Origin of the sequence: uncultured Alistipes sp. (assembly GCF_949296715.1) — a bacterium.
Taxonomy (GTDB): domain Bacteria; phylum Bacteroidota; class Bacteroidia; order Bacteroidales; family Rikenellaceae; genus Alistipes.
On sequence record NZ_CASFQD010000018.1, the window covers coordinates 36,111 to 48,790 of the forward strand.

Below are 12,680 nucleotides of genomic sequence, written 5' to 3' on the forward strand. Positions count from 1 at the left end.
CATACGCCGAAAAGCCGGAAAACCCGGTTTCGGATTTTTCGGGAGCACCGAAAATGGGCTCGGAATGTTCCCGAAAGGACGAAAACAGTTCCTATAATTTCTCATAACAACGGCTTTCACGGAGAGCCGCACCGTCTCGCAGTAACGATTCACGGTACAAAAATAGGTCTCCGGCGGGATGATCCCGTGACAAAACCATGACAAAACCGTGACGAAAGGACGAAAACGTCCGCCGACAAAAGGCTTTTCCGAAGCCCGCAGACCGTAACCGGCGGCAGGCCAGCCGGATCGGCCCGAAAGGTCCGAACCGGAGCATCCGGCCCGTTTTTTCCCTCCCCGCGCCGGGCGCACCGCCTCCTCTCCGGTCTTGCATCCCGACCCCCGCCGCCGGACCGGAACCGCACCGCACCGCAACGGCACGGCGCACCGGGGCAAGGAGTGGATTCCGGCCGAAAAGGCGGCACAGGACACGCGGCGACAAAGTGCGGGTCACGGCGGCAGGGAGAGCATACGGGTCGAAATGGCGGCTGCACTTGGCAGGGCCGCAACAAAAAAAAGCCGTGCTCGGAGACCGGACACGGCGCACGACGACAGCGGAACACCGCTCCCCTACTCCCACTCGATCGTGGCGGGCGGTTTGGAGGAGATGTCGTAGACTACGCGGTTGACGCCGCGCACCTTGTTTATAATCTCGTTCGAGACGTCGGCCAGGAACTCGTAAGGCAGGTGCACCCAGTCGGCCGTCATGCCGTCGGTCGAGGTCACGGCCCGCAGTGCCACGCAGCTCTCGTAGGTGCGCTCGTCGCCCATCACGCCGACACTCTTCACGGGCAGCAGGATCGCACCCGCCTGCCATACCTTATTATAAAGGTCTGCAGCATGCAACGCGTCGATGAAAATCCGGTCGACATTCTGCAGGATTTCGACCTTCTCGGGCGTGATGTCGCCGAGGATGCGGATCGCAAGGCCCGGACCCGGGAAGGGATGGCGGCCGATGAGCCGCTCCGGAATACCAAGCGAACGCCCCACGCGCCGCACCTCGTCCTTGAAGAGCAGGCGCAGCGGCTCGACGATGCGCAGGTTCATCTTCTCGGGCAGGCCGCCCACATTGTGGTGCGACTTGATCGTCGCCGATGGGCCGTTCACCGAGCACGACTCGATGACGTCGGGATAGATCGTCCCCTGCGCCAGCCACCGCACGTCGCGGATGCGCTGCGCCTCGTCGTTGAAGACCTCCACGAAGTCGCGGCCGATGATCTTGCGCTTGGTCTCGGGATCGGAGACTCCGGCCAGGTCGCCCAGAAACCGCTCACCGGCCTTCACGCCCTTGACATTCAGCCCCATGTCCTTGTACGAGGCGAGCACCTCCTCAAACTCGTTCTTGCGCAGCAGCCCCGAGTCGACGAAGATGCAGTAGAGATTCTGTCCGATGGCGCGGTGCAGCAGCACGGCGGCCACCGACGAATCGACACCGCCCGAGAGCCCGAGCACGACCTTGTCGCCACCCAGCTTCTCGCGCAACTCGCGCACGGTCGTCTCGACGAAGCTCTCCGAAGTCCACGACTGCGCACAGCCGCAGATGCCCGCGACGAAGTTGCGGAGCAGCTGCGTCCCGTCGGTCGAGTGGTAGACCTCCGGATGGAACTGGATGCCCCACGTCTGCTCACCGTCAATGCGGAAGGCCGCCACGCGCACGTCCTCCGTGCTGGCAACGATGCGGTAGTTGTCGGGCACGCGCGTGATGGTGTCGCCGTGCGACATCCACACCTGCGTGGGCGAGGGAAGGCCCGCCATGAGCGGGTCACCGGCATCGGCCACCGTCAGCATCGCACGGCCGTACTCGCGGCTCGGCGCGGGCTGCACCTCCCCGCCGTAGGCGTGGGCCAGATACTGGGCTCCGTAGCAGACGCCCAGGAGCGGCAGCCGTCCCTTGATGGCCGAGAGGTCGGGCGTCGGAGCCTGCGCATCGCGCACCGACGAGGGGCTGCCCGAGAGAATCACGCCCCGCACCGACGCGTCGAGCGCCGGGATTTTGTTGAAGGGGTGAATCTCGCAATAGACGTTCAGTTCGCGCACACGCCGCGCAATGAGCTGCGTGTACTGCGATCCGAAGTCGAGAATCAATATTTTTTCCTGCATGATCGTAGATTGTTTGTTATCGCTTTACGGGGCGGTTGTAGGCGCCCGCCCGGCGCATCTCCCCGGCAAAGGCGTCAGCCCCCACCTCACGAATCCGCCGGATGCATCCGCTGCGGTCGGAACGGAAGACGAAGCCGAAGACCTTTCCGATGAAACTGTTGAACTTCCGGCACTCCGAAAGGGGCATGAGCGTACACTCGGCGCAACTCTGCCAGTCGTGGTCAATACAGCAACTCCGTACCGTACACCACGTCGCCCGTTCATTGGGATGACAGCCCGGGCACGCGCCCTTGCGGAATTTCCGGCAGGCCCCGCAAAAGAGACCGCATGCGGCAATTTCGGGATTCATCTTCGGCCGGAAATCAACGTTCGCTCGAATAGTTCGGAGCCTCGCGCGTGATGGTCACGTCGTGCGGATGGCTTTCGAGCATGCCCGATGCGGTGATGCGGATGAAGCGGGCCGTCTGAAGCGCCGCTATGTCCTTCGCACCGCAATAGCCCATACCCGAGCGCAGACCGCCGATGAGCTGGTAGACCGTCTCGCTCAACGCCCCCTTGAACGGCACGCGCGCCACGATGCCCTCCGGCACGAGCTTGTTGATGTTGCCCTCGCAGCCCTTCTGGAAGTAGCGGTCGGCCGAGCCGGCCTTCATGGCGTCGATCGAGCCCATGCCGCGGTAAGCCTTGAACTTGCGGCCGTTGTAGATGATCGTCTCGCCCGGAGCCTCCTCCGTACCGGCGAACATCGAACCGATCATGACCGAGTCGCCGCCCGCAGCCAGCGCCTTGACAATGTCGCCCGAGTAGCGCAGACCGCCGTCGGCAATGACCGGCACGCCGGACCCCCTGGCGGCCGACGCCGCGGCATAGATGGCCGACAGCTGCGGAACGCCTACGCCGGCGATGATGCGCGTCGTACAGATCGAACCCGGGCCGATGCCGACCTTGATGCCGTCGGCTCCGGCGTCGATCAGGAACTTCGCCGCCTCACCCGTGGCGATGTTGCCCACGACGACGTCGAGCGTCGGGTAGGCCACCTTGATGCGCTTGAGCGTCTCGACGATATTGCGCGAGTGTCCGTGCGCCGAATCGAGCACCACGGCGTCGACATCCTCGGCGACAAGCGCCGCCACGCGCTCCAGCGCGTCGGGCGTGATGCCGACGCCCGCCGCCACGCGCAGACGCCCCTTGGCATCCTTGCAGGCATTCGGATGGTCCTGCACCTTCGTAATATCCTTATAGGTGATAAGCCCCACGAGACGACCCTCGTTGTCCACGACGGGCAGTTTCTCGATCTTGTTGTTGAGCAGCACCTCGGAGGCATGCTCCAGTTCGGTCTTGTGGGTGGTGATCAGACGGTCGCCCGGCGTCATCACCTCGGAAATGGGACGCCGCATGTCCTGCTGGAAGCGCAGGTCGCGGTTCGTGACGATGCCGATCAGCTTCCGGCCGCCGTCCACGACCGGAATGCCGCCGATCTTGTTCTCCTTCATCAGATTGAGTGCGTCACCGACGGTGTGGTCCTTCGAGATGGTCACCGGATCGTAGATCATGCCGTTCTCGGCACGCTTCACACGGCGCACCTGCGCGGCCTGTTCGGCGATGGACATGTTCTTGTGGATGACGCCGATGCCGCCTTCGCGGGCCAGCGCAATGGCCAGCGGCGCTTCGGTTACGGTGTCCATGGCGGCGGACACGATGGGGATGTTGAGCGCGATATTACGCGAGAAACGGGTCTTAACGCTGACCTCACGCGGCAACACTTCCGAATAGGCGGGTACGAGCAGCACATCGTCGAACGTAAGTCCTTCGGGCTGAACCCTTTCATTGATAAAAGACATAATGAACGTGGATTTTGTTGCTCGCAAATGTAGTGATTTTTTCCCAAACGGCCCAACAAACCGTCCCGGGGAGCGTTTTTTTTATCAACATTTTATCAAAAGCCGGACGGCCGCAGCTGCACAGCGAGACAAAAGCAGACAGATGCGGCCGCACAGCCGGGCAAAGCCGGGACGACCGCAGCTGCGCGACGGAGCGGACACGGAAAGCGAAGGTCACACAACAAAAAAAATAAACGGAAAGCCGGGCAGCGACCTCCTCGACTGCGTCGCCGCACTACCGACAACAAACCGGACCGCGACACGCCGATCGTGTCACAGCAACACCGACGGCAAGCCGGGCGGCATCCCCTCCCGACCACTCCGCCGCATCACGACGAAGCTCCAAAGGCTGTGCCGAGGCTCTCCTCGCGCAAAGGCAAGAGAATCAGCCGAAAGGCGTATTTCAAATAGTTCAAAAGCACTACATAATTAGTCTTTATCGGAATAATTCGATGCCGGGGAGAGCGGGGCACTCCAAGTGGCAAAACAGCTATTATACCATTGATTATCAATATTATATCATCATATTCAGTAGGGAGCTCCCCCTACGCACCGTTGAAAAATTGTTGACAATTTGCGGGCAAAAGACATATTAAAAAAATTTTTTTTCGTATTTTTGACTCTTGAACAAGGTCCCGTTGCGCAGGCAGCGGGCAAAAACACCCCAAAAAACAATTAAAATTTATCGTATGAAAGTTTTTTTGCGCTATTTTCAGGTCGCAGCCCTCGCCCTTGCGGTGAGCGTGCTGTCGACGGGATGCAAGGAAGACTCGACCGAGGAGGGTCCCAAGCCTGTCGAACCGAGTCTGACGGCCGAACTGGTCGCCGCCACCTCGACGACGGCCGAACTCCGGCTCACGACAACGGCCATCACAGAGGCCGCCTATGCCGTGACCAAAGCGGGCGACGACGCCCTTGACCCCACCGTCATCTTCGCCTCCGGCACCCGCGGCATCAGCTGCGCGGAGGGCGAGACGAGCGTGACGGTTCGCAACCTCGAACCGCTCACCGACTACGTGATCTACGTGGCCGGCATCACCGAAGAGGAGGAGTTCTTCGATCAGGTGGCCTCCGTCTCCCTGACGACGGCCGACTTCGAGGATGATCTCTCGATTTACGACATCGACTATGCCTCATTCAAGGTACACCTGAAAGTGCCCGAGAGTCTGGCCGAAACCGGAAACGTAATCAGGTGGGGCCTCTGCGATCTGGCAACCTACTACATGAACTCGAGCTACTGCGATGCCGAGCGGCTGAACCTGAGCGACGAGTACTACCACAACTACTTCAACGAGGACTGGACCTACGAGTTCAACAACGAAAACAGCATCGTCTACGACGAGAACGGCGATCCGCAGCTCGACGAGACGGGCGCGACGCTGGTCTACTACGACCCGATCGTGCCGGGCGGCAAATACTTCGCCATGTTCGGCGAGTTCGCCTGGGGCGAGCACTCGTGGGGCTTCGGCGAGGGATACTATTCGCCGCTCTGCGACGTCGAGGGCTTCTACACGGCCCAGTGGATGGGTGAGAACCCCCAGGAGAAGGACTACTGGACGGGCTTCTACCAGAACGTCAGCGTCGACACCAAGGCTCCCGAAGTGCTGAACGCCTCGCTCAACATCACGACGAACCTCCGTCCCATCGGCGGCGTGGTTTCGGTTTCGCCCGACGAGGCCGTCAAGCTCTACTGCATCACCGTACTGGATGACATGACCTACCAGCAGGTGCTCTCGATGGTGCTCAACAACGATCCCGACAACATGCAGTGGTACATCACCACGTACAACGCCATGTTCACGATCTACGCCATGTCGGGCAGCGGTCCGATGGACATCACGCTCGAGGACATGCTCTACATCGACAAGGAGGCCACCTACCACATCTTCGCAACCGGCATGGGTAACGAAGAGGGTACGTCGCAGTGCTTCGAGCACATCACCTTCCAGCTGCCCGACCCGACGTTGCCGGCTCCCGAGGTGGTTGTCACCCCGATCAAGAACCCCAACGGCGAGGAGTCGCCCTATGAGGTATGGTTCAACGTGAAGTGCCCGACGCAGGATGCAACCTCGGGTATCTACGCCTGCAACTACAAGCGCGAGTGGGAAAGCGCCCTGGACAGCGGCTACACGGAAGAGACCCTGATCGAGCGCGGCTATGAACTCTCGAGCGCCCAGATCGGCGAGATCAACAGCGACGCAGGTCTCAATATCTCCTTCTCGTCGCGTGAGGATTCGGAGACCTACCTCGGCGTCATCGTCTACAACTACGAGGGTACGGCCAGCGAACCCGCCGTTGCCAAGAACAGCACGATCATCGAGCCGGCCGCCGATCCCGTATCGTCGTCGCTCTTCACCGATCTGCAGGGTGACTGGACCGCCACGACGACCATTCAGTACAAGGAGTACGACTCCAGCACGCTCGACTACGTAACGAAGACCTCCGAAATTTCGTCGAAGGTTACCATCGGCAACGTGGGCTACGCTGATCCGCTGCCCGACGAGGTCTACGAGTACTACTACGCCAATACGTCGCACACGACCAAGGAGCAGGTAGACGCCGTCTACGGTGAGTTCAAGGATGCCGTCGATCTCTTCAACGAGAAGGCCAAGAACCAGAACCGTCTGATCTGCCAGGGTCTTTCGCTGGAGATCGTAACCTACCAGAACTACCTGGAGTACGCATCGCCCTACGACCTCTTCATTTCGGAGGACTACAACGGATTCGACAGCGAGTCGCCCGTATATGACTTCGGTCCGAAGTGGTATCTGCAGATCGCTGACGGCGACAAGGTATCGGTTCCGTTCAACGCCAACCTCTTCACGCCGCTCTCGGCATGGTCGACCAACGAGTATCACCTGATCGGTGCGAGCGAGACCGCGTCGCTGCCCTACGTAACGGACGGCACCTCGGCACAGACGGGCTACTTCCCCGTAGAGGTATCGGCCGACAAGAACACGATCACGATCAACCCGCTGTCGTACAACGGCGACACCTATTATATGAATCCGGGACGCTACTACTACGGTTCCTACCAGCTCTCGTCGCGCATCATTGCGCCCATCACGCTGACCCGCGGCTGGAATGAGAGCGGCACAACCGCCAAGGCAGCCGCCGCAGGCACCGACAGCCAGCTGTCCGATCCCGCAAACATGAAGCCGCTCTACAAGGTAACGCCGGTCAAGAAGGCCAACAGCAGAACGGCCATGCCCACCAAGCCGGCCGTCGAGCGCAAGCAGGTCAAGCTGCATGTGGTGACCGTCGACGAGTTCGATGCCAACGCACGCAAGTTCCTGGAAAAGAGATTCGGCAAGCGGAACTAACTCCGCCCCGACCATACAACCGAGCAGAAACTCTCCGCAAGGGGAGTTTCTGTGCGGTTTTACAAGAGCAACCGATCAAGGGCCTCGGCCCGCCAAGTTTCACCCTAATTTTTTAACCGCAAAAAGGTATGAAGAAAGTACTCGGTCTCATTGGTGCCCTCCTGGCATTCACGGCTGTTTCGGCACAGTCGCTTCCGGATGTGAAGATTGAAAACGCCGACGGTGAAATCATCTCGACCGCGTCGCTGACCGGCCGCAAACCGCTCATCATCTCCTACTGGTCGATTGCCTGCAAGCCCTGCCTGCAGGAGCTCAACGCGATCAACGACCAGCTCGAGGAGTGGCGCGAGGAGGCCGATTTCGACGTGGTGGCCGTCTCGGTCGACGACGTGCGTCTGAAGGCCACGGCCAAGGCCAAGGCCGCATCGTTAGGATGGGACTTTATCTGCCTGTTCGATGCCAACCAGACGCTCAAGCGGGCCATGAACGTATCGCTCACGCCCCAGAGTTTCGTGGTCGATGCCGACGGCAACATTGTCTTCTCGCACTCGGGCTACACGCCGGGCAGCGAGCAGTTACTGATCGACAAGGTAATCGAAATCAGCAAAGAGAAATAGAATGAAGCAAATCGCACTGTTGATTGCCGGCACCTGCTGTGTGGCCGCAACGCATGCCCAGATCAAGCTGGGAGAGGGTCAGCTGACGGGCAGTTTCGAGACGAACACGATCTACTACGTGGACGATTCGGTCATCGGATCGGAGATGGAGGATCACTTCGGATCGAACAACTACCTCAAACTGGACTACACCTACAAGAACTTCTCGGCCGGCATTCAGGCCGACGCCTATCTCCCGGCGCTGCAGGGATACGAGCTCGGCGAACAGCCCGGATACAAGAAGTTCTACCTCTCGTCGAAGTACATCCAGTGGGCCGACAAGAATTTCGAGATCCTCGTGGGCGACATCTTCGACCAGTTCGGAAACGGACTCATCTTCCGCAGCTTCGAGGACCGTCAGCTGGGTATCAACACCTCGGTGGAGGGTATCCGCGGCATCTACCGTTTCGGCAACTACGTGACGCTGAAGGGTCTCTACGGACGCCCGCGCCTCTATACGGAGTATGCCGATTCGTGGGCGCGCGGTGCGGACGTGAGCATCTCGCTGACCGACATCTTCGGATTCAACAATGTGCTGCTCTCTCTCGAAGGCAGTTACATGAACCGCCACGAGGCACTCGACAAGGATGAGACGATGACTGATCACTTCGCTTCGGTCGGTCTGACGAGCCCCGACCTGAATCTCTATTCGGGCCGCGTGAACTTCGGCTGGAAGAACCTCTCGCTGCGCGGTGAATACGCCTACAAGAGCAAGGACCTGCCGACGGCCGTAGCATCCGAGGCGGTCGACGGCAAGGCCATTCTGGGTGAGATCGGCTACCACTACAAGACCTTCAGCGTGTCGGGTGCTTTCCGCGTGCTGGACAACATGGGAACGCTCATCTCGCTCTACGGCACCGGTACGGGCAACACGCTCAACTACCTGCCGGCCCTCACGCGCCAGTACACCTACATGCTGGCGAACCTGAACCCCTATCAGGTCAATGTCGAAGGTGAGATCGGCGGACAGATCGACATCAACTACTCGCTCCGCAACAAGCACAACCGCTACCGCTACTGGAACTTCCACGCCAACGTGTCGAACTTCTACACGCTGCGCGACGAACAGGCCAAATCGGGCAAGCGCGAACTGCTGTGGCGCGACATGAACATCGATGTCGAGCGGCAGTGGAACAAGAAGCTCAAGACGTCGCTGCTCTTCTCCTGCCAGGAGTGGAATCCCGACCACGGATACTCGAGCCGTACCTACGTCTCGAACATCTTCGTCGGCGACGTGACCTACAAGTTCGACCGCAAGAAGTCGCTGCGCGCCGAGGTGCAATACCTCATCTCGCAGGAGTACGAGGGCAACTGGGTGGCCGGACTGATCGAGTTCGGACTGGCGCCGAAGTGGAGTTTCTTCTTCAGCGACATGTACAACCAGGGAGGAACCGAGGGCGCGACGAACAAGAACTATTACAACGGCGGATTCAGCTACACGCACAACCGCACGCGCGTACAGATCAGCTACGGCCGCAACCGCGCCGGCTACATCTGCTCGGGCGGCGTCTGCCGCTACTCTCCGGCCTACACCGGATGCAACATTGCGATCACATCTTCATTCTAAACACATCTAAATCACAAATCCATGATTAAACGACTGATTGGCAAAACGCTGCTGCTGGCCGCCTTATGCCTTGCATCCGCATCCTGCACGGGATCGGGCGATGACAACGAGAATCAGGGAGGCGCCGTGTTCAAGGCGACGGTTTCCCCGACGACAATCTCGGCCGACGGTGTCGACGCCGCGGTTTTCGATGTGCGCTTCCGCGGCACGAAACTCACGGCCGACGAGGTAACCTTCTACAATGCCGACGACAATACGGTAGTCGAGATGCCCGACATGAAATTCACTACAACCGATCCAGGAACCTACTCTTTCTACGTAAAATACGCCAATCTGGCTCCGCAGGAGGGTGAGGAGGCCGAATACACCTCCGCCGTACTGCGCATCAACGCCGTTGACGGGGCTGTCAGCGACGACGAGATCGACCTTGAGCCCAACGGCGAGAGCGGTCTGACCATGTCGGTATCCGCAACGGTCGTACAGGCCGGTGTCGACCAGGCCATCTTCGTCATCCGCTACGACGGCGAAGTGCTCAAGGAGGGTTATACCATTTACGATGCCGACACAAACAGAAGCATCACCCTTCCGACGGTGACCAAGACCTCCGCATCGGGCAAGGAGTATGAACTCCCCTACTACCAGGCAACCAAATCCGAGGTACGTTCGTTCTGGGTAGCCTACAAGACCTCGAACACGCTGAAGAACCCGATCAGCATCACGGCCGTGGATTTCGCCATTCCGACGCGTCCGGCAGACCCGCAGCCGGGCAGCACGTCGTTCAAGCGCCGTTCGATGATCACGCAGTTCACCGGACTGGGCTGCGGCTACTGCCCCTTCATGATCGCCGCCCTGCACGATGTGCTGGCTGACGAGACATACGGCTCGAAGGCCGAACTGGCAGCCGTCCACACCTACTCGGGCGACCCGTATGCTCCGGCAGAGAATGTCGACGGTGCATTCGGTATTACCGGCTATCCGACCGTCGTCTTCGACATGGCCACGATTGTCCAGAACTACAACTACGCCACGAACATGTCGAACATCAAGAAGGCGATCGACAATTCGCTTTCGACCCCGGCCAAGGCAGGCATTTCGGTCCGTGCGGACGTCGACGGCAACACGCTGGTGGCCCGCGTGACGGTCAAGGCCGCCGAGGAGGGCAGTTTCCGTGTCGGCGCCTGGGTGCTGGAGGACGGCCTGACCGGTAACCAGAGCAACTACGGCATGGACGACAACGGCTACAACTTCAACACCCACAACAACGTGCTTCGCAAGGCGGACAGCGACAGAACCTCCTCTTTCAGAGGATACGATCTGGGTACGGTGAAGGCCGGTGAGATGGCAGACCACGTCTTCGTCATCACGCTCGATTCGTCGTGGAAGAAGGATAACTGCCACATGATGTACTTCGTCACGGCGCTCGACGGCTCCTCGTACCGGGTGACGAACGTCATCGGCACCAACTCGCTGACCGAGGCCGTTTCGTTCGAGTACGAATAATCGCCGAGTGCGCGTCGGAGCCCGAAGCTCCGGCGACACGCAGGCCCACAAACAAAGGAAGGGCGGGAAGAAATCTTCCCGCCCTTCCTTTATCAGCAAAAGAAGCCGCAATCAATACTGCTCCTTCTCGTTGGGGAAATCGCCAGACTTCACGTCGTCGATATAGCGGCCCACGGCATCCGTCATCACGGTGTGCAGGTCGGCATAGCGGCGCAGGAATCGGGGCGAGAAGCCCTTGTTGATGCCCAGCATGTCGTGCACGACGAGCACCTGGCCGTCGCACGCGCCGCCGGCACCGATACCGATCGTCGGTGCGGATATCTCGCCCGTCACCCGGGCCGCCAGCGCCGCGGGAATCTTCTCCAGGACGATGGCGAAGCAGCCCGCATCGCTCAACAGGTGGGCGTCGCGCACGAGTTTCTCGGCCTCGGCCTCCTCCTTGGCGCGGACATTGTAGGTGCCGAACTTGTGGATCGACTGGGGCGTCAGTCCGAGGTGTCCCATGACCGGAATCCCGGCCGAAAGGATGCGCTGCACGGACTCGAGAATCTCCTCGCCGCCCTCCATCTTCACGGCGTCGGCCTCGGTCTCCTTCATGATGCGCACGGCCGAATCGAGCGCGATCTTCGAGTTACCCTGATAGGTACCGAAAGGAAGGTCGACGACCACAAGAGCCCGGTTGACGGCACGGACGACCGAACGGGCGTGGTAGATCATCATATCGAGCGTGATGGGGAGCGTCGTTTCGTATCCGGCCATGACATTGGCGGCCGAGTCTCCGACGAGGATGACGTCGATACCGGCGGCATCGACGATCCGGGCCATCGAATAATCGTAAGAGGTAAGCATGGCGATCTTTTCGCCGCGCTGCTTCATTTCCGTCAGGCGGTAGGTCGTAACCGCACGGACGGTGCTTTCTACTGACATTTCTTCAGGTATTAAATTTGATTCGGGGGACAAAGATAGTGCAAACCAAGCGCAACGGCAAATTTATTTGGCGTTGCCGAGGTGCCGCCGGTCCGGACGGGGCGCCGCACGAACGCCCGCTACCCCTTCAGCGGCCACAGCCGGTCGAAGAAGTGCCACAACACGACACCTCCCGACACCGAGACGTTGATCGAGTGTTTCGTCCCGGCCTGCGGAATCTCGATGGCCCCGTCGCAGAGGTCCACGGCCTGCTGCCCCACGCCCAGCACCTCGTTGCCGAAGACCAGCGCGTAGCGCACCCCCGCCTCGGGGCGGAAGTCGCCGAGCCGCACGGCCCCCTCGACCTGCTCGACGGCCCAGAGCGAGTAACCCGCGGCCTTCAGCTCCGCGAGGCACTCCTCCGTCGTGGCGTAGTGGCGCCACGGCACCGTCAGCTCGGCCCCGAGCGCCGTCTTGTGGATGTCGCGGTTGGGCGGCGTGGCCGTGATGCCGCACAGGGCAATCCGCTCCACGGCAAAGGCGTCCGACGTGCGGAAGAAGGCCCCGACGTTCTGCAGCGAACGGATGTTGTCGAGCACGACCGTGACGGGCATCTTGGCCATCGCGGCGAACTCTTCGGCCGACGGACGGCCCAACTCTTCATTGGTGATTTTGCGCATGGTGCTCACGATCGGTTGTTTTCGGGTGC

At 60.4% G+C, this 12,680-nt stretch carries 9 protein-coding genes; 4 read left to right on the forward strand and 5 right to left on the reverse strand.

The window, feature by feature from the left end; translation table 11 throughout:
• Nucleotides 1–609: 609 nt before the first annotated feature.
• From guaA to guaB, 3 genes are read right to left on the reverse strand one after another with little or no spacing between them, the layout of a single operon-like run.
• The gene (gene guaA, locus Q1Y33_RS02795) at nt 610–2,139 is read right to left on the reverse strand and encodes a glutamine-hydrolyzing GMP synthase (RefSeq protein WP_300798052.1); all 1,530 of its coding nucleotides are present in this window, start codon (nt 2,137–2,139) and stop codon (nt 610–612) included.
• 16 nt (nt 2,140–2,155) lie between these two features.
• Complete coding sequence (locus tag Q1Y33_RS02800; protein WP_300798054.1) at nt 2,156–2,488, reverse strand: DUF3795 domain-containing protein; 333 nt, start codon at nt 2,486–2,488, stop codon at nt 2,156–2,158.
• 13 nt (nt 2,489–2,501) lie between these two features.
• On the reverse strand, nt 2,502–3,980 hold the full coding sequence (gene guaB / locus Q1Y33_RS02805) for an IMP dehydrogenase (RefSeq protein ID WP_300798056.1): 1,479 nt from the start codon (nt 3,978–3,980) through the stop codon (nt 2,502–2,504).
• A gap of 728 nt (nt 3,981–4,708) precedes the next feature.
• Here guaB and Q1Y33_RS02810 point away from each other — a divergent pair.
• The 4 genes from Q1Y33_RS02810 (at nt 4,709) to Q1Y33_RS02825 (ending at nt 11,065) form a co-directional block, all read left to right on the forward strand.
• Entirely contained in the window at nt 4,709–7,342 is a 2,634-nt protein-coding gene (locus Q1Y33_RS02810) for a hypothetical protein (RefSeq protein WP_300798058.1), read from the forward strand.
• 128 nt (nt 7,343–7,470) lie between these two features.
• A complete protein-coding gene (locus Q1Y33_RS02815) occupies nt 7,471–7,959 on the forward strand; it encodes a redoxin family protein (RefSeq protein ID WP_300798060.1) in 489 nt (162 codons plus the stop codon).
• A gap of 1 nt (nt 7,960) precedes the next feature.
• Nucleotides 7,961–9,565 carry a DUF6029 family protein gene (locus Q1Y33_RS02820; RefSeq protein ID WP_300798063.1) on the forward strand — a complete coding sequence of 535 codons (1,605 nt, stop codon included), beginning with the start codon at nt 7,961–7,963 and terminating at the stop codon, nt 9,563–9,565.
• A gap of 21 nt (nt 9,566–9,586) precedes the next feature.
• Complete coding sequence (locus tag Q1Y33_RS02825; protein ID WP_300798065.1) at nt 9,587–11,065, forward strand: Omp28-related outer membrane protein; 1,479 nt, start codon at nt 9,587–9,589, stop codon at nt 11,063–11,065.
• A gap of 111 nt (nt 11,066–11,176) precedes the next feature.
• Here the strand turns inward: Q1Y33_RS02825 and panB are convergent, their stop codons facing one another.
• Both panB and Q1Y33_RS02835 read right to left on the reverse strand, forming a co-directional pair.
• Nucleotides 11,177–11,992: a 3-methyl-2-oxobutanoate hydroxymethyltransferase gene (gene panB / locus Q1Y33_RS02830; RefSeq protein WP_300798067.1), complete on the reverse strand. Its 816-nt coding sequence runs from the start codon at nt 11,990–11,992 to the stop codon at nt 11,177–11,179.
• A 119-nt stretch (nt 11,993–12,111) separates the two neighbouring features.
• Nucleotides 12,112–12,651, reverse strand: a complete 540-nt coding sequence (locus tag Q1Y33_RS02835; protein ID WP_300798118.1) for an RNA methyltransferase — start codon at nt 12,649–12,651, stop codon at nt 12,112–12,114.
• Nucleotides 12,652–12,680: the final 29 nt, after the last annotated feature.